General features: G+C 66.1%; 22 protein-coding genes. 7 read left to right on the top strand and 15 right to left on the bottom strand.

The genetic code is table 11. From position 1 onward, the window contains the following. Positions 1–10 precede the first annotated feature (10 nt). From araH to LDO54_RS11970, 7 genes are all read right to left on the bottom strand, one after another. Positions 11–1,051, bottom strand: coding sequence for an L-arabinose ABC transporter permease AraH (gene araH / locus LDO54_RS12000; RefSeq protein WP_224010466.1), 1,041 nt, complete (start codon positions 1,049–1,051; stop codon positions 11–13). Between the two features lie 13 nt (positions 1,052–1,064). After that, entirely contained in the window at positions 1,065–2,576 is a 1,512-nt protein-coding gene (araG, locus tag LDO54_RS11995) for an L-arabinose ABC transporter ATP-binding protein AraG (RefSeq protein WP_224010464.1), read from the bottom strand. A 108-nt stretch (positions 2,577–2,684) separates the two neighbouring features. After that, entirely contained in the window at positions 2,685–3,686 is a 1,002-nt protein-coding gene (locus LDO54_RS11990; protein WP_224010461.1) for an arabinose ABC transporter substrate-binding protein, read from the bottom strand. 186 nt (positions 3,687–3,872) lie between these two features. Beyond that, the gene (locus tag LDO54_RS11985; RefSeq protein ID WP_224010458.1) at positions 3,873–4,652 is read right to left on the bottom strand and encodes an SDR family oxidoreductase; all 780 of its coding nucleotides are present in this window, start codon (positions 4,650–4,652) and stop codon (positions 3,873–3,875) included. Beyond that, complete coding sequence (locus LDO54_RS11980; RefSeq protein WP_224010457.1) at positions 4,649–5,347, bottom strand: 2-dehydro-3-deoxy-6-phosphogalactonate aldolase; 699 nt, start codon at positions 5,345–5,347, stop codon at positions 4,649–4,651. The genes LDO54_RS11985 and LDO54_RS11980 overlap by 4 nt, the downstream gene beginning before the upstream one ends. Positions 5,348–5,455: 108 nt before the next feature. Further along, positions 5,456–6,490: a 2-dehydro-3-deoxygalactonokinase gene (locus tag LDO54_RS11975; RefSeq protein ID WP_224010508.1), complete on the bottom strand. Its 1,035-nt coding sequence runs from the start codon at positions 6,488–6,490 to the stop codon at positions 5,456–5,458. 23 nt (positions 6,491–6,513) lie between these two features. After that, positions 6,514–7,536 carry an IclR family transcriptional regulator gene (locus LDO54_RS11970; RefSeq protein ID WP_436975556.1) on the bottom strand — a complete coding sequence of 341 codons (1,023 nt, stop codon included), beginning with the start codon at positions 7,534–7,536 and terminating at the stop codon, positions 6,514–6,516. Between the two features lie 496 nt (positions 7,537–8,032). Between LDO54_RS11970 and LDO54_RS11965 the strand changes: the two genes are divergently transcribed. After that, positions 8,033–8,383, top strand: a complete 351-nt coding sequence (locus LDO54_RS11965) for a type II toxin-antitoxin system RelE/ParE family toxin (protein ID WP_224010455.1) — start codon at positions 8,033–8,035, stop codon at positions 8,381–8,383. Continuing rightward, positions 8,380–8,700: a helix-turn-helix domain-containing protein gene (locus tag LDO54_RS11960; RefSeq protein ID WP_224010453.1), complete on the top strand. Its 321-nt coding sequence runs from the start codon at positions 8,380–8,382 to the stop codon at positions 8,698–8,700. The genes LDO54_RS11965 and LDO54_RS11960 overlap by 4 nt, the downstream gene beginning before the upstream one ends. Before the next feature lie 58 nt (positions 8,701–8,758). Here LDO54_RS11960 and LDO54_RS11955 read toward each other — a convergent pair whose 3' ends face one another. From LDO54_RS11955 to LDO54_RS11945, 3 genes are all read right to left on the bottom strand, one after another. Further along, positions 8,759–9,148 carry a RidA family protein gene (locus LDO54_RS11955; protein WP_065063098.1) on the bottom strand — a complete coding sequence of 130 codons (390 nt, stop codon included), beginning with the start codon at positions 9,146–9,148 and terminating at the stop codon, positions 8,759–8,761. Between the two features lie 69 nt (positions 9,149–9,217). Further along, positions 9,218–10,714: an N-acyl-D-amino-acid deacylase family protein gene (locus LDO54_RS11950; RefSeq protein WP_224010452.1), complete on the bottom strand. Its 1,497-nt coding sequence runs from the start codon at positions 10,712–10,714 to the stop codon at positions 9,218–9,220. A 1-nt stretch (position 10,715) separates the two neighbouring features. Next, the gene (locus tag LDO54_RS11945) at positions 10,716–11,705 is read right to left on the bottom strand and encodes a MurR/RpiR family transcriptional regulator (RefSeq protein WP_224010450.1); all 990 of its coding nucleotides are present in this window, start codon (positions 11,703–11,705) and stop codon (positions 10,716–10,718) included. 147 nt (positions 11,706–11,852) lie between these two features. On the opposite strand from LDO54_RS11945, the gene LDO54_RS11940 reads away from it, so the two are divergent. Beyond that, positions 11,853–13,145, top strand: a complete 1,293-nt coding sequence (locus LDO54_RS11940) for an amino acid deaminase (RefSeq protein WP_224010448.1) — start codon at positions 11,853–11,855, stop codon at positions 13,143–13,145. Between the two features lie 132 nt (positions 13,146–13,277). Here LDO54_RS11940 and LDO54_RS11935 read toward each other — a convergent pair whose 3' ends face one another. Further along, a complete protein-coding gene (locus tag LDO54_RS11935) occupies positions 13,278–13,727 on the bottom strand; it encodes a MarR family winged helix-turn-helix transcriptional regulator (protein WP_224010446.1) in 450 nt (149 codons plus the stop codon). Positions 13,728–13,799: 72 nt separating this feature from the next. Next, complete coding sequence (locus tag LDO54_RS11930) at positions 13,800–15,395, bottom strand: MDR family MFS transporter (RefSeq protein ID WP_224010444.1); 1,596 nt, start codon at positions 15,393–15,395, stop codon at positions 13,800–13,802. On the opposite strand from LDO54_RS11930, the gene LDO54_RS11925 reads away from it, so the two are divergent. Both LDO54_RS11925 and LDO54_RS11920 read left to right on the top strand, forming a co-directional pair. Then, entirely contained in the window at positions 15,384–15,671 is a 288-nt protein-coding gene (locus tag LDO54_RS11925) for a hypothetical protein (protein WP_224010442.1), read from the top strand. The genes LDO54_RS11930 and LDO54_RS11925 overlap by 12 nt on opposite strands. Then, positions 15,629–16,534 carry an EcsC family protein gene (locus LDO54_RS11920; RefSeq protein ID WP_224010440.1) on the top strand — a complete coding sequence of 302 codons (906 nt, stop codon included), beginning with the start codon at positions 15,629–15,631 and terminating at the stop codon, positions 16,532–16,534. The genes LDO54_RS11925 and LDO54_RS11920 overlap by 43 nt, the downstream gene beginning before the upstream one ends. 46 nt (positions 16,535–16,580) lie before the next feature. Here LDO54_RS11920 and LDO54_RS11915 read toward each other — a convergent pair whose 3' ends face one another. The 3 genes from LDO54_RS11915 to LDO54_RS11905 form a co-directional block, all read right to left on the bottom strand. Beyond that, positions 16,581–17,603: an alpha/beta hydrolase gene (locus LDO54_RS11915; RefSeq protein ID WP_224010438.1), complete on the bottom strand. Its 1,023-nt coding sequence runs from the start codon at positions 17,601–17,603 to the stop codon at positions 16,581–16,583. 139 nt (positions 17,604–17,742) lie between these two features. Continuing rightward, positions 17,743–18,177 (bottom strand): CHRD domain-containing protein, encoded by a 435-nt coding sequence (locus LDO54_RS11910; RefSeq protein WP_224010436.1) that lies wholly within the window; start codon positions 18,175–18,177, stop codon positions 17,743–17,745. Positions 18,178–18,455: 278 nt separating this feature from the next. Further along, positions 18,456–19,574 (bottom strand): porin, encoded by a 1,119-nt coding sequence (locus LDO54_RS11905; protein WP_224010433.1) that lies wholly within the window; start codon positions 19,572–19,574, stop codon positions 18,456–18,458. Positions 19,575–19,586: 12 nt separating this feature from the next. Here LDO54_RS11905 and LDO54_RS11900 point away from each other — a divergent pair, with 12 nt between their 5' ends. Together LDO54_RS11900 and LDO54_RS11895 are read left to right on the top strand one after the other, a co-directional pair. Continuing rightward, on the top strand, positions 19,587–19,748 hold the full coding sequence (locus LDO54_RS11900; RefSeq protein WP_224010431.1) for a hypothetical protein: 162 nt from the start codon (positions 19,587–19,589) through the stop codon (positions 19,746–19,748). A 366-nt stretch (positions 19,749–20,114) separates the two neighbouring features. After that, entirely contained in the window at positions 20,115–21,071 is a 957-nt protein-coding gene (locus tag LDO54_RS11895) for a LysR family transcriptional regulator (RefSeq protein WP_224010429.1), read from the top strand. Positions 21,072–21,221: the final 150 nt, after the last annotated feature.

Here is a 21,221-nt window from a genome sequence, read left to right as displayed (position 1 = left end):
CCTGGTAGGTTTAATCGCGCGCGCCGCGGTTCTTCAGCTGGTCGAGCAGCACCGCCGCGAGCAGGATCGCGCCGCGCACGAGGTACTGGTAGAACGCGTCGATGTTGAGCAGGTTCATCACGTTCTCGACCGTGCCCATGATCAGCACGCCGATCACCACGCCCGAGATCGTCGCGCGCCCGCCGAGCAGCGACACGCCGCCCAGCACGCACGCCGAGATCACGTTCAGCTCGAAGCCTTCGGCCGCGTTCGGCTGGCCCGAGGTGATGCGCGCCGCGAGAATCACGCCCGCCAGCGCCGTCACCGCGCCCTGAATCAGGAAGATCCACACGCGCGTGCGCTCGACCTTGATACCCGCGAGCCGCGACGCTTCCGGGTTGCCGCCGATGGCGAGCGTGTTGCGCCCGTACACGGTCTGATTGAGCATCACGCCGAACACGATGAAGCAGAACAGCGTGACCCAGATCGGCAGCTGCACGCCGAAGAAGGCCATCGTGCCCATCGCGATGAAGGTATCCGACGACACGCCCACGGCCTGGCCGTGCGAAACGATGAAGCCCAGGCCGCGCACGATTTCCATCGTCGCGAGCGTGGTGATCAGCGCGTTGATGCGCAGATACGCGATCACCGCGCCGTTCACGAAGCCGATCGCCGCGCCCGCCGCCACCGCCGCGACGATCGCGATGAAGGTGTTGTTGGTCGCGTTGAGCACCATCGCGCAGAGCACGCCCGCGAACGCCACGGTCGAGCCCACGGAGAGGTCGAAGTCGCGCGAGGCGAGGCAGAACATCATCGTGCAGGCCACCATGCCGATCTGCGAGATCGACAGCGCGAGGCCCAGCATGTTCTCGATCGAGAAGAAGTGATCGACGGTCAGCGACATCGTGATGAACATGACCGCGAAAATCACGATCAGGCTGTACTCGGTGATCTGCTGCCACCACTTCTGCTTGTCGCTGGCATTCGGGATCAGCGCGTCGGCGGCGCTGTGCGCCACGCTCTTCGCTGCGTCGGCGGCTTCCGCCGCAAGGTTGTCTCGTTGCATTTGCATCACTCCTTCCCCATCATGCGGCGCGACGCTGCGCGCCTTTCGGCAGCGCGAGGTCCAGCACCGCGTGTTCGCTCGCCGCGCTGCGCGGCAACTCGCCCGAAATCCGGCCTTCGCGCATCACCACGATGCGGTCCGACACGCCGAGCACCTCGGGCAATTCCGATGACACCATCACGATCGCGCAGCCGCGCTGGGCGAGCTGATAGATCACGTTGTAGATTTCGTGCTTCGCGCCCACGTCGATGCCGCGCGTGGGTTCGTCGAGAATCACGACCTTCAGATCCGGCTCCGCGAGCCAGCGCGACAGAATCGCCTTCTGCTGATTGCCGCCCGAGAGAAAACGGATCTTCTGGCGGCGGCTCGGCGTCTTGATCTTCAGGAGCTTGATGAAACGGTCCGCCGTTTCAGCTTCTTTCTTGCGGTCGAGGAACATGCCCGCGCGCAGAAAATGGCGGCGGCAACTGATGTTGATGTTCTCCGAGACCGTGGCCATCGCGACGATGCCCTGCTCCTTGCGATCCTCCGGGCACAGCACGATGCCGTTGCGGATCGCGTCGCTCGCACTCTTCACGCTGATGCGTTTGCCGTCGAGTTCGATCTCGCCCGCGCGGCGCTTGTGCGTGCCGTAGACGAGCTGCATCAGTTCGCTGCGGCCCGCGCCCACCAGTCCAAAAAAGCCGAGAATCTCGCCCGACTTCACCTCGAAGCTGGCCGCCTCGTTGAGCGGATGCCCTTCGATGCCGCGCACCGCGAGGCGCACGCCGCCATGCTCGCGCGGCGTGTAGTTGTAGATGTCGCTGATCTCGCGGCCCACCATTTCCGCCACGAGCGTTTCGCGCTTCACCTCTTCGAGCTTCTCGTGCGAAGCGACCTTGCGGCCGTCGCGGAAGATCGTGCAGGCGTTGCAGAGCTCGTAGATCTCGTCCATGCGGTGCGAGATGTAGATGAGCGCGCGGTTATCCGCACGCAGTTCGCGCACGAGCTTGAACAGCACTTCGGTCTCGCGATGCGAGAGCGAACTCGTCGGCTCGTCGAGCGCGATCACGCGCGCATTGCGCAGCAGCGCCTTGCAGATTTCCACCATCTGGCGCTGCGCGATGGACAGCTTGCGCAGCTTCGCGGCCGGATCGAGATCGACGCCCATCGCCGCCAGACGCTCGCGCACGAACTTGCGCGCTTCGCCGCGCTTCACCCAGCCGAGCGCATTGGGCAGCGAGCCCAGCAGCAGATTCTCCGCGACCGTGAGGTCGGGCACGTATTGCAGTTCCTGGTGAATCACGGCGATGCCCGAGCCGATCGAGGCCGCCGCGTCGGCGAACTTCACCTCGTTGCCGTCCACGAGAATGCGGCCCGAGTCGGGCTGATATTCGCCGCCGAGAATCTTGAGGAGCGTGGACTTGCCCGCTCCGTTTTCGCCCATCAGGCCATGCACTTCGCCGGCGTTCACCTCGAACGACACGCCGTCGAGCGCGCGCACGCCAGGGAATACCTTGCCGATATTGTCAAAACGCAGTGTCGCTGACACTTCGGTTTCCTCTCATTCGATACGCTGCGGGCACGGCGGGCGAATCCCTCATCGGATTGGCCCGCCGCCCCGCAGCGGGAAACACCTCAAAGCCCTTCGATCAGGCGCTTACTTCGACGCGAGACCCATCTGCTGACGCACGCTTTCCACGTTGTCGCGCGTGGCCAGCATGCCCGTCGTCAGCGTGAGCATCGGCGGTTCCTTGCCTTGCGTGATCCATGCGTACATCAGTTCAGAGGTTTCCTCGCCGTGACGCTTCGGGCTGATGATGACGGTGCCGTAGAAGCCCGTCGGCTGCGGCTTCTTGAACTCGTTGAGCGCCGAATCCGAACCGCCGATGCCGATGCCGATCATGTTGTCGGCCTTGAAGCCACGGCCTTCCGCTGCGCGCACGGCGCCGAGCACGGCTTCGTCGTTCAGGCCGTAGGCGATCCAGTGCTTGAACTGCGGGTTCTTCGTCAGCGCGATGTTGGCGGCGTTGAAGGCGTTTTCCGTGTCGGTCTTGGCTTGCGGCGCGGCGATGATGTTCGCCTTCGGGAAGCCCGCGGCCACGAGCGCGTCGGTCGCGCCGCTGGTGCGGTCGTGCGCCGTCGGCAGCTGCTCGTAGGTCACGTCGATCGCACCGACGTCCTTCATGTCCCAGCCGCGCTTCTTGATCTCGGCGGCCAGACCGTCACCGACCTGCTTGCCGATGTTGTAGGCCGAAATGCCCATGTGCGGCACCGACTCGATCGGCTTGCCCGCGCCGTCGACGAGGCGGTCGTCGACCGTCATCATCTTGAGCTTGTCGGCCTTGGCCTTGGCGACGATGCCCGGCCCGAGCTTCACGTCAGGCGTGCAGATGATGAAGCCCTGAGCCTTTTGCGCCGCCAGATTGTCGATCGCGCTCATCACCTTCTCGCCCGAAGGCGCGCCGATCTTCACGAGCGTGAAGCCCTTTTCTTTCGCGGCCGCTTCCGCGAACTTCCATTCGTCCTGGAACCAGGGTTCTTCGGGCTGCTTCACGAGAAAGCCGATCTTGACCGGATCGGCCGCTTGCGCGACGGGCATATGAGCGAGCACGGCCGTGGTCGCGGCGGCGATCAGCGTGAGGAAAATCCTGCGTTGCATGGTGTCAGTCTCCTGTCTTCTTCAGTCACGGGAAGGGTAGCGGCCGCTTGTTTTCGTCCGTCCGCCCGCGCGCGCGGCCAGCGCTGAGCGAATGTCCTGCTTTTTTCTTTTGCCTTCGTGCTGCGTTTTTTTACTGCTGTCTGCTCTTCTTCGTTATTGCTTTTTTTGTTCGGGGTGACGGCGTATTCATTCGTGATGCAGCGCCGTGCGTCCGCCGTCGATCGTGATGCAGCTCGCGTTGATGAACGGCGCTTCGTCCGAGGCGAGAAACACGGCGGTCATCGCCACTTCCTCGGGCTTGCCGATGCGCTTCATCGGCGGCAATTCGAGCGTCGCGCGGCGCGCCGCTTCGGGATCGGGCTGCGCGTTCCACCAGTCGTGCGTCAGTTGCGTCTCGATGTAACCGGGCGCGATCGCGTTCACGCGCACGTTCTTCGGCGCGTATTCGATGCCGAGCGCGCGCGTGAGGCCGATCACGCCGTGCTTGGCGACCGGATACGGGAAGCAGCCCGGAATGATCTGAAACGCGTGTGTCGAGGCGATGTTGATGATGCTGCCCGCGCGGCGCTCGACCATGCCAGGCAGCACGGCGCAGCAGCCGTGCCAGACGCCGTCGAGATCGACGGCGAAACAGCGGCGCCAGTCGTCGTCGGTCATCGTCAGCGGGTCGGCGAACACGTTGATGCCCGCGTTGTTCACGAGCACGTCGACGGGACCGAACGCGCGCTCCGCTGCGCTCACCGCCGATTGAACCGAGGCCGATTGCGTGACGTCGGTTTTGACGGCGAGCACGTTCGCGTTGCCGCTTGCTGCGGCGATATCGCGAGCCGTGGCCTGCGCCGTCTCCAGATCCAGCTCCGCGAGCACGACGGATGCGCCCTGCGCCGCGAACGCGCGCGCGATCGCCGCGCCGATGCCGCGTCCGGCGCCGGTCACGAGCGCGACCTTGCCCGCGAGTCGGTTCATGCCTTCGCCCCTTGCATTTGACCCTGCGTTCTTGCGGTCTCGCGCCAGCCCGCGATGAACGCGAGCGCGTTCGCGCGCGTGGCCGCCACGTCCTGACCCGGCTTGTAGAGCGCCGAGCCGAGGCCGAAGCCGCTCGCGCCCGCCGCCAGTTGCGGTCCCATGTTGTCGGGCTTCACGCCGCCCACGGGCAGCAGCGGCACGATCGCCGGAATCACCGCGCGCCAGGCCTTCGTGACTTCCGGGCCGAGCTGTTCGGCGGGGAACATCTTGAGGCCGTCGGCGCCATGCTTGAGCGCGGCGAACGCCTCGGTCGGCGTGGCGACGCCCGGCACGCAGGCGAGACCTTGCAGCTTCGCGGCGAGGATCACGTCGGTGTCGGCGTGCGGCATCACGATCAGTTCGCCGCCCGCGGCCTTCACGTCGCGCACGCGCTCGGTCGTGAGCACGGTGCCCGCGCCGATCAGCGCGTCGGCGGGCAGCGTGGCGCGCAGCGCCGCGATGCTCTCCAGCGGCGACGGCGAATTCAACGGCACCTCGATGATCCGAAAACCCGCTTCGTAGATCGCGCGGCCATGTTCTGCGGCTTCGGCGGGCTTGATGCCGCGCACGATCGCGACCATCCGGCACGCGGCGAACGCGGCGACGAAGCCCGCGTGCGGCGTGTAGGGAGCGGGCAGGTTCAGTTCGGGTTGCATGGCGTGTCCTGTTCGTGTGTTCGGTGCTTTACGTTGCTTTGCGGTGCTTGCTGCTGTGTACGTGCCTGCTTGCGCTCGATGGCGCGGGGGCGTCGTGCGTCGCGGCGTTCAGCTTGCCGCCACGAGGCCCGCGCGCACCGCGATGCGCCACAATCCGCGCTCGGTGGCATGGCGCACGAGATGCGCGCCGGTGCAGCCGAACTGCGCGAGCGCGAGCTTGTAGCGCTCGCACAGCGCATCGGCGCCGATCAGTTGCGGCGCGCACGCGGCCAGCGCGACGTCGCGGCGCGCCAGCACCGCTTCGAGCCCGGCGAGTTCATGGCCGATCACGAGTCCCGAGAGGTAATCGGGCTGCTCGTCGGGCGCGAGTTGTTCGGTGAGGCCGAGCGTGCGCGTGCTGAACGCCGTGGCGAGCAGGCCCGCGCTGCCGTGTTCGCGCGCCACGCTCACGCCGCGCAGGAACGCGGCCGTATCGGGCGCGGCGGGACGCTTCATCGTGCGGCCGAGAATCGTGTGCGCCGAGAGCGCCGCGTAGACCTCGCCCGTCATGAAGGTGTAGAAACGCGCGATGCGCGCGCCTTCCACCACGGCCCATTTCGCGTGCGTGCCCGGCAGGCCGATCAGCGTGGCTTGCGCCGAGGCTGAATCGCCCGCTGCGCTCGTTGCGCTCGTTGCATTCATCGCGCTCAATGCGCCGAAGATCTGCGTTTCCTCGCCGCGCATCACGTTGGGCAGCGCGCCCGGTTCGAGCACGCCGGGCACCACGGCCACGTCGACGCCGCACGCCGCGCGCACCTTGACGATGCCGCCAACCAGCGCGTCCTCGCCCGCGGGCGTTTCCACGTAAGGCGCCTGCAGCCAGCCCTGCGCGCTGCCGACCATGCCGGCCGCCAGCACGGGCAGCGTCGGCGATTGCGCGAGCCAGACGCCGCACGCTTCGTCGAACGCGGCGTCGAAGCCGCCCTCTTCGGCCGGCACCGGCAGATTCATGATGCCCGCCGTCGAGACGCGCGTATCGATCACCTCGCCCGCCGCGTCGAACAGATACGCGCGCAGCGAAGTCGTGCCCCAGTCGAGCGCGATCAGCGATGCCTTGCGCGCGCCCGGCTGCGCCGTGGCGTGGGTGTCCTTGCCCTGTTCCATGTGTTCTTGTGTCGTGCGGCCTGTCATCGGCGGATCCTGCGCGTAGCGGGTTGCGGCGCGCGCCAGCCGAGTTCCTGCGAGATCGCGCGCGCTTCGCGCTGCACGACCGGGATCAGCTCGTCCATGCGTTCGAGCGGCATATAGGGAATCGTGCTCGCCACCGAGAGCGCCGCGACGATCGCGCCCGACGCGTCGCGCACGGGCGCGGCCACGCAACGGATCGACACTTCGTTCTCCTCCAGATCGAACGTGTAGCCGCCCGCCGCGTAGGTGGCCATGCGCTTGATGAAGGTGTCCGGGTCGAGGCTGTGATCGGGGCGGAAGCTCACGCCCGCGAGCGTGCGGCGCGACGCTTCGAACAGATCGCGCCACGACTGCGGCGGCAGGTCGAGCATCATCGCCTTGCCGATGCCCGTCGACGCGAGCGGCATCCGATGCCCGACGCGCGAGCGCATTTCGAGGCCGCGCTGGCCGGGAATCTTGTCGATGTAGAGCACGTCGTCGCCGTCGCGTACGCCCATGTGGATCGTGTCGAGCGTGGCGTCGGCGAGCGCTTCGAGGTGCGTGCGCGCAACCGCCGTGAGCGGCATCTGTTCGAGTGCGATGGTGCCGAGTTCGATCAGCTTCGGGCCGAGCAGATAGCCGCCCTGCACCTGACGCAGATAGCGCGCCTGCACGAGGCTCGACACGAGGCGATGTGTGGTGCTGCGCGTGGTGCCGAGCACCGCGCCGAACGAACGCAGATCGCGCACGCCGGCGGCGGCCGCTTCGAGGATCGCGAGGCCGCGCAGCAGCGTCTGCGTGCCGGCTTGCGTCGAGCCGTCGAGCAGCGCGCCCGGCAAACCGAGGATTTCGTCGCCGCCGGGGCGGGCTTTGGAGGACGTCGCGGAGGCCGCTGCGGCGGGCGTCGCGGTGGACGCTGCGGCGGGTGCGCGCGGAGCGGCGTGCATGGCACGCGCGGCGTGCACGGCGGCTTCGGGCGCGGCCTGGCCGTTCGAGGCGGCGGCGAGGCGTTCGGCGAGCGTCGGGGACATCGCTTTGTTCATGGCGAGGCCGATCGGAAGGACGTTGGGAGAGCGCGCGGCGTCAGACGACGGCGCGCGAGCCATGTTTCGGTGAAGGGAGGTGCGCGCGGGCGCGAGGCGGCGCCCGATGCGTGGACGCACGGCGAGTGGCCGCGTTTTCCGCTGGCTGGAACATGGCAAACGTCTCCGGTTTTCGCCTGGCTGGACTGACGCTGTGCGCCGCCGCCGGGCTTTGTCTTGAGTGGTGCCGACTGCGTCGGGCGCGAACTTGTTGCCATTGCTGCGCGCGCCCTGTCGGATGGGTTGGATTGTAGGGCGGTTTTTCCGCGATCTCCAATATGTGATGGGGGCGTTCAGATATTGGGATATGCGCGCCTGGCCGGACGGCCAACGTTGGTGACGCGCTTGATGGAATCGGGGGCGCGATCCGCCGGCTCTCCAGAGACTTGAGGCATGTCAGGCCCGATGGTGATCGGACTGGAATTGGGCCTCAGTCCTCTGGAGGAGATATAAAATCTTGTATAAAGTTACCGATGTCAAACCGCTCGAATTCTGCGGCGCCGCGCTAGCCGACCTGAAGCGCTTCCCTGAAAAAGTGCGTACCGAAGCCGGGCGCCAGTTGCGCCGCGTGCAGCACGGCCTCGATCCGCACGACTGGAAGCCCATGAATCCAGTCGCACCCGGTGCGCGCGAGATTCGCCTGCGCGACCTGCGCGGCGCGTTTCGCGTGCTTTACGTGGCGAACATCCGCAACACCGTTCACGTGCTGCACTGCTTCATGAAGAAAACGGAAAAGACGTCCTTCAGCGATCTTTCGCTTGCCCGGCAGCGCTACCGCGCCGCCCTCAAACCGGAGCCCGAAGCATGAAAACCGAAACGTTCGACAGCGTCTGGGATGCGCTCGAAGCCACGCCCGAAGCCGCGCAAAACATGACGCTGCGCTGCGACCTCATGATCGCGCTCGAGGAATACATCAAAGAGAACGCACTGAGCCAGGCGCAAGCCGCGAAGATCTTCGGCGTGACCCAGCCGCGCGTGTCCGATCTCGTGCGCGGCAAGATCGACCTGTTCTCGCTCGACTCGCTCATCAACATGGCCGTCGCCGCGGGCATGAAAGTCGAACTGCGCATCTCGCGGCGCACGCCGCGCGATGGTCACGACAATAAAAAAACGGCCGCCCGCTAACGGACAGCCGTTTTTCGCCTTCGCCCGGCATCGGCCTGGCATCAACCAGGCTCCGGCCTTACTTCCCCGCTGGCGCCTTATACGCCACGCAATCCACTTCCACCTTGCAATCGATCACCATGCTCGACTGCACGCAGGCGCGCGCGGGCGGATGATCGCCGAAGTACTCGCGGAACACCTTGTTGAACGACTGGAAGTCGCGCGCGTCGTCGAGCCATACACCGCAGCGCACCACGTGTTCCGGGCCGTAACCCGCTTCCTTGAGGATGGCGAACACGTTCTGGATCGTCTTGTGCGACTGCTCGACGATACCGCCGTTGATCACCTCGCCGTTTTCCATCGGCGTCTGGCCCGAGACGTAAAGCCAGCCGTCGGCTTCCACGGCGCGCGCGAACGGCAGATGTTGACCGCCCTGGCCCTTGCCGCCTTCCACTCCATATCGTTTCATCGTTTGCTCCTTTGAGATCGTGCGGCGCGCGCCGTCCTGCGCTGCGCCGCGTGTCGAAATTGAATCCGCTTAAAAGTCCGCGTGGGCAGTCGCGCCAGCGTTCGCGTTCGCCTCGCGCGGACCGCGCGCCACGAAATGCCCGGCGCGCTCGCCGGTCGGCTGGCCGTCGCGATACGACAGCACGCCGTTCACCCACACCGCGTCGATGCCCTCGGCCACCTGCTGCGGCTGGTCGAACGTCGCGGCGTCGCGCACCTTCGCGGGGTCGAACAGCACGAGGTCGGCGTGCCAGCCCACATGCACTTCGCCGCGCTGCGCGAGCCCATAGCGCCGCGCCGACAAACCCGTCATCTTGCGCACCGCCTCTTCGAGCGGCAGCAGTTGCTCGTCGCGCGCGTAATGGCCGAGCACGCGCGGAAACGCGCCCCACAAACGCGGATGCGGCAGCGGATCGTTCGGCAAGCCGTCCGAGCCCACCATCGTCGCCGGATGCGAGAGGATGCGGCGCACGTCGTCCTCGGACATGTTGTGATAGACCGCGCCCGCCGGTTGCAGCCGCTTGCCCGCCTCCTGCTGCGAGACGCCCCACTCGGCGGCGATGTCCTTGATCAGCTTGCCCGCCTGCTCGGGATGCGGCGTCGACCACGTAATCGTGATGTCGATATCGCCCGTCACCTGCTTGAGGTCGAGCGTCGACGAACTGCGGCTGTACGGATAGCAGTCGCAGCCCACCGGCTGATACTTGCGCGCGCCGTCGAGCGACGCGAGCACTTCGGTGCTGCGCCCCCAGTTCGACGGCCCCGCGCACTTCAGATGCGAGATCACCACGGGCACGCGCGCGTGCTTGCCGATGTGATACGCCTCGTCCATCGCGTCGAGAATCGCGTCGAATTCCGTGCGCATATGCGTGGTGTAGAGCGCGCCCGCGACGGCGAGCGGCTCGGCGAGCGTGGCGACTTCCTCGGTCGAGGCCTCGTAGGCGGAGCCATAAGCGAGTCCCGTCGACAAACCGAGCGCGCCGTTCGCGAGCGCCTCTTCGAGCTGCGCGCGCATAGCCGCGACTTCGTCATGGGTGGCCGCGCGCTTGAGGTCGTCGAGATGATTGTTGCGCAGCGCCGTATGGCCGATCAGCGCGCCGACGTTCACGGCGGGCTTCGCGGCGTTCACGGCCTCGACATACGCGGCGAAAGTCGGATAAGCGAACGCATCGCGCGCGCCGAGCAGGTTCATCGGATCGGGCGGATCGCCCTTGAGCGTGACCGGCGCGGCGCTGATCCCGCAATTGCCGACCACCACCGTCGTCACGCCCTGGCTGATCTTGGGCAGCATCTGCGGCGAGCGGATCACGTGCGTGTCGTCGTGCGTGTGGACGTCGATAAAGCCCGGCGCGAGCGCGCGCCCGTTCGCCTCGATCACTTCCTCGGCGAGCCAGTTCGACAGATTGCCGATGGCGACGATGCGTCCGTCGCGCAGCGCCACGTCGCGTTCGACGGGCGGCGCGCCCGTGCCGTCGTAAAGCATGGCGCCGACGATCAGCGTATCGGCGGCTTCGGGGTGCGAATGCATGTCAGTCTCCCAGTGGCTGGCGCTCGCCGCCGCGCCCAGCGGTGCCGCGATGCGCGTCGAGCGTGTGCTTCATGCGGCGCAGCAATTCGCGGCTGGCCTCGGGCTGCGCGAGCGCGAGTTCGGTCACGAGCACGTCGAGCGCCATCAGCATCGCGTAACGCGACGACGACGGCTTGTAGATAAAGTCGGTCTCGCTCGCGACGATCGGCACAAGCCAGTCGGCGAGCGCGGCCAGCGGCGACGCGGGCGCGGTCACGGCGATCAGCTTCGCGCCGTAGTCGCGGGCGATGCGGCACGCGTCGAGCAGTTCGGGCACGCGTCCTGTTAGCGACAACGCGACGACCACGCAGTCGGGCGCGAGCGTGCTCGCCACCATCCGTTGCAACAGGCTATCCTGGTATGAAGCGACGGGGCGTCCAAGACGTACGAGGCGAAAGCGCATCTCGTCGGCGAGCGCGCTGGAGCCGCCGCCCATGCCGAACACATAGATCATGCGGGCCTGCGCGAGCGCGGCGGCGGCCTCAGCGAATGGCGCCTGGCGCAGTAATTCGTGATTCTGCTCGAGTGCGGCGTGGATCTCGCCGTAAACCCGGGTAGCGAGCGGTTCGGCGGCGTCGGGGGCGTCGGCGGCGTGGCGTCCGGCGCGCTTTGCGGCATTGCCGCGCTTGCCACCTTTGCCGCCTTGGGCTTCGGCCGCTTCGCCCTGCCCGGCCGCGCCGCGTAGGAAGCGCTCGCCGACGGCGGCCGCTTGAGCGAGACGCAGCTTGAGTTCGCGCACGTCGTGGCAGCCGACGGCCTTGGCGAAGCGCGTGACCGTGGCGACGCTCACGCCCGCGCGCCGGGCCAGTTCGCCGATGCTCGCGCGCGCGGCGCCGGCGAGATCGTCGAGAATCAGGGCGGCGACATCGCGCTCGGCCGGACGCAGATCCGGCACGCATTGCGCGATGCGGGCGACGATGTCGAAACGGCCCGGTTCAGCGGCGGAGTTCATGGAAGGCAAGACGTAAGCCGTAACAAAATTCGTGTTAGTAAATAACAATTCACGAAGCGATGGTACTTTGTGTACTATCACCGAGTCAACGCCGAACCTGTCTGTACCGTAATATCAGGCGTAATGGAGAATATGGAGCGAACCGAGATGAAAGTTACAAACTATCAGAGTGCGACGATCGACCCGAGCAGCAAGGGCCTCGGCAACGTGCCCGGCCCGAGCGTGCCGCTGCACGACGCGGCGCGTCTCGAATGGAATCTGCTGGCCGAAGACGTGAGCCTGCCCGCGGCCGTTCTCTATGCGGACCGCGTCGAACACAATCTGAAGTGGATGCAGGATTTCGTCACGCGCTACGGCGTGAAGCTCGCGCCGCACGGCAAGACCACGATGGCGCCGCAGCTGTTCCGCCGCCAGCTCGAAACGGGCGCGTGGGGCATCACGCTCGCGACCGCGCATCAGACGCGCGCCGCCTATCGCGGCGGCGTCAACCGCGTGCTGATGGCGAACCAGCTCGTGGGCCGCCGCAACATGGCGATCATCGCCGAACTGCTCAGCGACCCCGAATTCGAGTTCTTCTGTCTCGTCGATTCGGTCGCGGGCGTCGAACAACTCGGCGAATTCTTCCGCGCCTCGCACCGCACGCTGAACCTGCTGCTCGAACTCGGCGTGCCGCGCGGGCGCACCGGCGTGCGCGACGCCGACATGCGCCGCGCCGTGCTCGACGCCATCGCGCGTTATCCCGACTCGCTGCAACTCGCGGGCGTGGAGATCTACGAAGGCATCCTCAAGGAAGAAAGCGAAGTGCGCACCTTCCTGCGCGACGCGCTCAACGTGACCGAGGAACTGACCGCCGCGGGCCGCTTCGCGCGCTCGCCCGCGCTGCTCTCGGGCGCGGGTTCGGCATGGTACGACGTGGTCGCCGAAGAGTTCGCGAAGGCCAGCCAGGCGGGCAAGATCGACGTGGTGCTGCGCCCCGGCTGCTATCTCACGCACGACGTGGGCGTCTACAAGCAGGCGCAGTCGCAGATCCTCACGCGCAATCCGGTCGCGCGCGAAATGGGCGTGGCGCTGCTGCCCGCGCTGCAACTGTGGGCCTATGTGCAGTCGATTCCCGAGCCGGGCCGCGCGATCATCGGCTTCGGCAAGCGCGACGCTGCCTTCGACGCGGGCTTTCCCGAAGCCACGCGCCACTATCGTCCGTCACGCGACGGCCAGGTGACGGGCGCGCCGCGCGAGATCGCCGCGAGCGAAGGCTGGGCGGTGTTCCAGATGATGGATCAGCACGCGTATCTGCAGATCCCGGCGGGCGCCGATATTCAGGTCGGCGACATGATCGGCTTCGACATCTCGCACCCGTGCCTCACGTTCGACAAGTGGCATCAGTTGCTGATGGTCGACGGCCAGTATCGCGTGACCGAAGTGATCGAGACGTTCTTCTGATTTTTTCCGCGTCTCGATGAAAAAGGCGGCGGTCGCAGTGGGTGCGCCGCCGCCTGAATTTTTTGCGCGTGCCTTACGCCACACCACGCCACGCCACGCCACGCCACGCCACGCCACGCCACTACGCGATATTCACGCCCCTTCCTGCGCAGCCGCCTGCGCCACCACGCCGATGCGCTCCTCCATCATCCGCAACGCGCCCGAGAGCGCCGTGAGCGCGTCGTCGGGCAGCGACATCGTCTGGTTCAAAAACGCATTGCGGCGCGGCAACCCCGCTTCGATCACCTCGCGCCCGGCGGCCGTGAGCTTCACGTTGGTGATGCGGTTATCGCGCTCATCGGCGCTGCGCGCGATCCAGCCGAGCGCTTCGAGCGGCTTCAACTGGCGCGTGAGCGCGCCCGGGTCGACGCGCAGGCGCTCGACGAGCCGCTTCTGCGACGACTCGCCGTTCTGGTCGTGCAGCGCGAGCAGGATGCGCCAGCGCGGCAGCGGATGCCCCACCTGCGCCTCGAACGCCGACATGAAAGCGCGATAGGTGCGTCCGAACTGCTGGACGATGGCGATGCGGTCCTGAGTTTCCATGCTGAAAAATCCTGCCTGGCGGTAAAAGCGGAGTTGGGCGGTGTTGAAGGAATGCGCGGCGAAAACCCGCCGTCAATCCGCGTGTATCACGGGCTCGACCTTGCGCTGAAGCTTGATGAGCGGCACGCGCCGCGTCTGCCACAGCGACACGAGCGCGATCAGCGCCGCCAGTGCGATACCCAGATGGATCGCGCCCACCAGCGCCTCGCGCGCGGCTTCGAGCAGCGGCGCGCCATTGTGCCCGGCCTTGGCGAGTTCGCCAATCAGCGCGGTCTGCGCGTCGCGGTTGACGAGAATCTGCGGATCGGCGAGCTGGGGCAGCCAGTGCGTCGCATTGTCGGCCGCGAGCGACTTCTGCACGCCGCTCGCGTAGAGCTGCGTGACCATCGTGCCGGTCAGCGCCGTGCCGATCATCCCGCCGATCATGCGCAGCGACTGCAGCAGCGCCGTGGCAATGCCCAGATGCTCGCGGCCCGCCGTCTGCTGCGCGAACACCGTGAGATTCGGCATCACGAAACCGAGCCCGAGGCCGCCGATGATCATGAACGTCATCAGCAGCCCGCGCGGCATCGAGCGCGTCGCGACCGCGACCGCGAAGCAGGCGATCGCGAGCATCGCGAAACCGATGTAGAGCATCAGGTTCGGATTGCGGATGCGCGACACGATGCGCCCGTTCGCGATGCTGCCGATCGTGATGAACACCACCAGCGGCGTGATGACCACGCCCGCCTCGTTCGGCGACATGCCGAAGCCACCCTGAAACAGCAGCGGCGCGTAGAACAGCAGCGAAAACATCGTGAAGCCGCCGAGCACGGCGAGCGTGAACAGCGCGTTGAGGCTCGCGTTGCGGAACATGTCGACGGGCAGGATCGCCTGCGGGCAGCGCCGCTCCCATTGCCACAGCGCCCACGCCGACGCCACGGCGAGTGCGAGCAAGCCGAGCGCGCCGAAGGTCACGCCATGTTCGGGCAGACGTTCGACGAACAGTTGCAGGCAGCCGAGCGTCACGGCGATCAGCAGTGCGCCGGGCCAATCGAGCCGCATGCGTCCGGTGTGCGCGACCTGGCGCAGATGCGGCAGGAAGCGCCAGACGAAGTACAGCGAAAGCAGGCCGACCGGCAGGTTCACGTAGAACACCGAACGCCAGCCGTAGTACTGCGTGAGAAAGCCGCCGAGCGACGGCCCGACCGCGTTGGCGATGCCGAACGCGGAGCTCATCAGCACCTGCCAGCGCAGGCGCACGACCGAATCGGGAAAGAGATCGGGGATGCAGGCGAACGCGGTGCCCACGAGCATGCCGCCGCCGATGCCTTGCAGACCGCGCGCGATCACGAGGAACAACATGCTGTTGGCCGCGCCGCAGAGCACCGAGGCCGCCGTGAAGACGACGATCGACGCGATCACGAAGGGTTTGCGTCCGTAGTAATCGCCGAGCCGCCCGAAAATGGGGACGGTGACGACCGAGGTAAGCAGATAGGACGTGGCGACCCACGCGTAGAGCTCGAAGCCGCGCAGGTCGGCGACGATGGTGGGCAACGCGGTGCCGACCACGGTCTGGTCGAGCGCGACCAGCATGGTCACGAACGAGACGCCGAGCATGGCGAGCAGCGACTCGCGGAACGGCAGTACCTGCCCGCTGGAATGGTGGGCGGCGGTATGAACGGCCATTTTTTGATCCCGCAACGTTTGACGCGTCAAAGATTTCGCATCATAGCATGGGGACGATCCTCTACACTGGGCATCGAACCGGCGTTTGCCCTGGTTTTGCCTGCGATTGGATTCGACGCGGCGCACGGTTTTTGCACGCCGCTTTTGCACACGAGTACGCGCTGGCCACCCGCCGCCGCGCCGTTTTCGGGTCGTTTCCGCGCCGTTTCCGGCTCGTTTTCCTCGGGAGATTTATGGGGACGAATGTCGATTTATCCGCTGATTTTTCCGCTCTGAGCGACGCCGATCTCGCCGCCCTCAAGCGCGCGAAGCACGAACTCGAAACGCCGCCGCTGGGCATGAAGCTGGCCGCCATCGTCGGCGCGCCGGTCGAAAAGCTGATCGCGAAACTGCCCGCGATGGCCAACGACAAGGTCAACGACGCCACCCAGGCCGCGCTTCGCAAGTGCTTGCAGATCGCGCTCAAGACGCTCGGCAAGCAGGGCGAAGGCTTGCTGGCGAACGTCGGCTTGAAAAGCGGAACGAATGGGTCGAAAGGACCGGCCGTCGCCGAGAAACTATCCGCGTCGAAGCCCAGCAACCTGCTGCACAAATTCGCCGTCGCCACCACGGGCGCGGCGGGCGGCGCGTTCGGCCTGTTCGCGCTGCCCGTCGAGTTGCCCGTGACGACCACGCTGATGTTCCGCTCGATCTGCGATATCGCGCGCAGCGAAGGCGAGGATCTCGCGGGCGCCGACGCGCAGCTCCAGTGCCTCACCGTGTTCGGCATGGGCGGACGCTCCGCCGCCGACGACGAAGCCGACTTCGGCTACTTCATCGTGCGCGGCGCGCTCGCACAAGCGGTCTCGAAAGCGTCGTCGGAAATGGCGACGAAGGGCTTCGCCGCGCACGGCTCGACGGCGCTCCTCAAGCTCATGCAGACGGTGGCCGCGCGCTTTTCCGTGCAGGTCAGCGAACAGGTGGCCGCGAAATCGATTCCGGCCATCGGCGCGGTGCTCGGCGCGATGGTCAACACGGTGTTCATCGATCACTTCCAGAACGTCGCGCACGGGCACTTCACCGTGCGGCGGCTGGAGCGCAAATACGGCGAAGCCGCCATCCACGCGGCCTATGACGCGATCGATCTCGCGCTCGAATAAGCGCGCGCTTGACGACGTAAGTTGAACGCGGGGTCCGCGCGCCGCGTCACGCGACGGTTTGCGTCGGCAGCAACGCGGCCTTGCGTGCCCGCGCGGTGGCGTCGGCGGCACTCACGCGCTGCACGAAACGCGCCGATGCGTCGAGCGCGCGGCGCGCCTCCGGCATGAACGGCGCGTAGATCGGCCAGATATGCGGCAGATCGCGTCCGATCTCGCACTCGACGCTCACGCCCGCCGCGCGGGCGCGCTCGGCCACGCGCAAAGTGTCGTCGAGCAGGGTTTCGGTGCTGCCCGCCAGCAGAAAGAGCGGCGGCAAGCCGTGGAAATCGGCGTAAAGCGGCGAGACGTAGGGATGCGTCGCGCTTGTCTGGTTTGCCGCGTTCGCCGCGCCCAGATACAGCGGCGCGATGCGCGCGAACACGTCGCCGCAGAACATCGGATCGCGGCCGTCGTTCTCGCGGATCGACGCGCCCGTGCAGGCGAGATCGGTCCACGGCGAGTAGAGCAGCGCGCCGGCCGGCAGCGGATCGCCGGCATCGCGCAAGGCGATCAGCGTCGCGAGCGCGAGCCCGCCGCCCGCCGAATCGCCCGCGATCACGAGCGACGCAGCCGGCGCGCCCTCGTCGAGCAAGCGCCGATAGGCGGCCAGCGCATCGTCGAGCGCAGCAGGAAACGGATGTTCGGGCGCGAGGCGGTAATCGAGCGAGAACACATCGGCGTCCGCGCGCGTGGCGAGGCCAAACGTGATCGCGCGATGCGTCCTCGGCGAGCAGAAGTAGTAGCCGCCGCCATGCAGATAGAGAATCGTGCGCGGCGCCCCGCCCTCGCGCACGAGCCATTCGCCGCGCACGGACGGGGCGTCGGCTGCGCCCTGTTCGACAAGTTCGCTCTGTTCGCCCTCTTCGCGTTGACTGGGCTGCGCGTAAAGCTGCCAGCCCTTCGGCACCGGCGGCAGCCACACGCGCTTCTCGGTGAGCGCACGGGTGCGCGCCACGTCGACGGGCTTGCGCGTCTCGGGCAAGAAGCGGCGGCGCAGCGCCCAGCAGATCAGCTTGCTTTGCAGGCTCATCAGGCGGGATTCCGTGCGCCGCGCGTGCGGCTTGTCGATGGGGTCATCGGCTCCTTGTGGGGTGGCCAGGTTGAATCATGCGGACGCTATCGCACATCAAATCGCGCATCGAATCGCGCCCCGCCATCGGTGGCATCGCTCAGTTCGCCGGCAGCACCTGGCCGCGGATCTCGCCGGACGGATTCTGCTGCGTGTGAACGTTGAAGTACCACTGGCCGGCCATCAGCTCGGTGACCTGCTTGTCGTTGAGCGTCGCCGAACCCTTGATCGGGCTCGCGAGTTCACCCTTCGCAATCGGCACCTGCACGTTGGCGTTCTGCCCAACCGGCGCCGGGCCGTGGAAGTGCGCGGCCGTCACCGGCGTCGACAGCCCTTCGTAGGTAATGGTCCAGTTCAGCGATTTCGTGGACGTATCGAATGTCGCGTTGAGCACGCCATGCCCCTTGCTCACGCGCGGCGGCACTTCGCTGGAAGGTTCGAGATTGGCCTTGAGCGCGACGGTATCGGCGAAGGCGGCGCTGGAGGCGAGGACACACAGTGCGAGAGCAAACTGCAGCGGACGAAGCGCTTTCATGGGAGTTCTCCGTTTGTTTTGACGCGGCGCACCAGAACATTCGACAACGGCTGCGCACGTGTAGCCACATGCTAGTGCAAATCCGACAACGGCGTCGGATGCCCATGCCGCAACGCGCAAGCGGAAAGTCCGTGGAAAGCGCACTGAAAGTGACAGGCGAAAAAAAAGAGCGCCGCGAACGACGCTCTTCAACCCAAGTACGACTCGACTACCTACCCAACTTGTTTGCAACAAGCCGCGCGATCCGGCCGGGAACCGGATCGCGCGGTTCGCCCTTTTTAGAAGCGGTGACGGATACCCGTCGTGATGACGCCTTGGTTCTTCGACGACGAAACACCGCCGTCCGACGAAGCGCCGACTTGCGTCAGACCCACGGCGTTCTGGCCCGAGCCCCACAGACCAACGCCTTCGAGGTACACGTCGGTGCGCTTCGAGAGTGCGTAGTCGGCTTGCAGGCCGAACTGATGCCAGTGCGCCGACTTGCTGCCGGTGCCGTTGTCAACGCCGTCGCCGTTCACGTTGGTGTACGTGTACATCGCGCCGATGCCGAGTGCCGGCGTCAGGTTGTAGCGCACGTTGCCTTCCGCGTTGTTGAAGCGCACCGACCCGCCGACAGCGCCATTCAGGCGCGTTTGCGTAAATACGGCGCCCGCGACGACCGGGCCGAACGTGTAGCTGGCACCGGCGCCCCACGTGCGCTGACGGTGATTCATGTCGAACACGGTCAGCGGCGAGCTGTCGACCGAGCCGTTGCCGTTGCGGTCCATGCCCTGCGCCTGCAGGTAAGCCGCGCCCACGCGCAGACCGGCGTTCTGGTAGCTCGCACCCGCGCTGTACGTGCGGTTGTTCGCGAAGCCGCCGGCCTGATTCGAGAAGCCGTACATGCCGCCGAACTCGAAGCCCGAGTAATTCGCGCTGCGGTACTTGATCGAGTTGTTGATCGAGAACGAGCCGTTGCCGTTGTCGTTGTCCATGACGTGCGCCATGTAGGTGCCGCCCCACGTGCCGACCGCCATCAGCGGGCCGACGTAGTCGATCACCGAGTCGAACTGACGGCCGAGCGTGACCGTGCCGAACTGGGCGTGCGTCAGGCCGACAAATGCCTGGCGATTGAACATCTTGCCGCCGACGGCGTTGGTGCCGTTCATCACGTCGAAACCGCTTTCGAGGTTGAAGACCGTCTTCAGGCCGCCGCCGAGATCTTCGACGCCACGCAGGCCCCAACGGCTTGCCTGGACGTTGCCGCTCGTCAGCGCGAAATTACGTTCGTTGCCGATGTTCGTCGTGTACGTGAACCCTGCATCGACGATACCGTAGAGCGTGACGCTGCTTTGCGCGTACGACGCCGATACGAACGTCGCAGCGACTGCCGCTGCGATAACCAGATTCTTTTTCATATGCTTCCTTCGATGCAAAGCCTTTCGGCAAAAGTGGATGTCGCCGCCGGGCAAGGTGCCGGCCTCGCCAGATCCCTCGCGCCGCGAGTGGGGCGCCGCATTGATATGCAACCCGAAGTTTATGGGCGTCAGTTTTACGGCAGCCATCCCGTCATCGAGCAAAAGCATTTTTGAAAATGTCGAATGATTCCCCTGGTTAACCCTGCAAGCGCTTGAGTATCAATGCGCTCGCTTTATCTCTATTTTTCAGGCATGTGCATCGCGCCTCCGACTATCCCGATATAGCGTTGTCGGGAGACAACACGATATCGACGGCGACGCTCGAAGATTCGGATCAGTCTCATTTTCAAGGGGGCAACTCGATCGGTACTATCCGGCAACGGCGGCGTAAAGTCCCGCGCTCGATTTCGCTTTATTCCACGATTTTTATTCATCGAATGTAAAACGTGTTTTAAAGCTTTTACCGCGCATTCATTTAAATTCACCCCTCTCCCAGGCGCCGCTCCGCGCTCACTACGCGCCGACGCGGCGCCCACGTCGATGCGACCGAAGAACATGAATCAATTGCAGGCAATGCGCGTATTCGTCAGCGTTGCCGAACACGGCTCGTTCGGCCGCGCGGCCGCGAGCCTCAATCTCTCGAACGCGGTCGTCACGCGCTACGTGGCGCTGCTCGAAGCCCATCTCGATACGCGTCTCATCAACCGCAACACGCGCAGCGTGTCGCTGACCGAGGCGGGCAGCGCCTATTCGCAGGCGTGCCGTCATCTGCTCGAAGATCTCGAGCGGGTCGAGACGCAGATCGCGCACGGCGTGTCGGTGCCGTCGGGGACCCTGCGCGTGGTCGCGCACGCGTCGTTTTCGCTGCACGGCCTCACGCCGCTGCTCAAGCAGTATCTCGCCGCGTTTCCGCAAGTGCGGCTCGCACTCACGCTGCTGCACCGGCCCGTCGATCTGATCGAAGAAGGTTTCGACGCCGGCATCGTCGCGCCGCGTCAGGTCAGCGGCGGCACGCTGATCCGCCGGCCGCTCGTCACCATCGCGCCGGTTGCGGTGGCGTCGCCGGCCTATCTCGACGGCCATCGCGCGCCCGTGCGTCCCGCCGATCTCGCGCGCCACACGCTGCTCGCGCCATCGGCCGATATCCACGGCAACGAGTGGCACTTCGCGGCGTCGGGCGGCGCGCGCGAGGCCGTGCTGATCGAACCCGCGTACGCGGTCAACAATGCGGCGATGCTGCGCCAGGCGGCGCTCGCGGGCATGGGCATCACGTTCCTGCCCGCCAGCCAGGTCGCCGCCGATCTCGCGCAAGGCGCGCTCGTGCGCGTGCTCGACGGCTACGAGATCCGCGACGCCGACAAGGAGCTCTCGCTCGTCTATCCGGGCCGCCGTCACGTGCCCGCAAAAACACGCTCGTTCGTGGATTTCACCGTCGAGTGGTTCCGGCGGCACGAGTCGCCGCGTCAGACGATTATCGACAATTCATGTAATAGTTAATTGACCGTTTTTATCTCGATTTTTGTCGGCTCGCGGACTAAGCTTCGGAGTGCGAGAAGTGACTCTTCATCGAAGGGTCTCCAAGCTTGAACGCGGCTTCGGCCGCGTTTTTTTTTGCTGCGTCGGCGCGTGCGTTGAACTGCGTTTTTA

This window comes from Paraburkholderia tropica (genome assembly GCF_914484835.1).
Lineage (GTDB): Bacteria > Pseudomonadota > Gammaproteobacteria > Burkholderiales > Burkholderiaceae > Paraburkholderia > Paraburkholderia tropica_A.
Note: the sequence above shows the minus strand (reverse complement) of the source record. Positions and strands in the feature narration are given on the sequence as shown.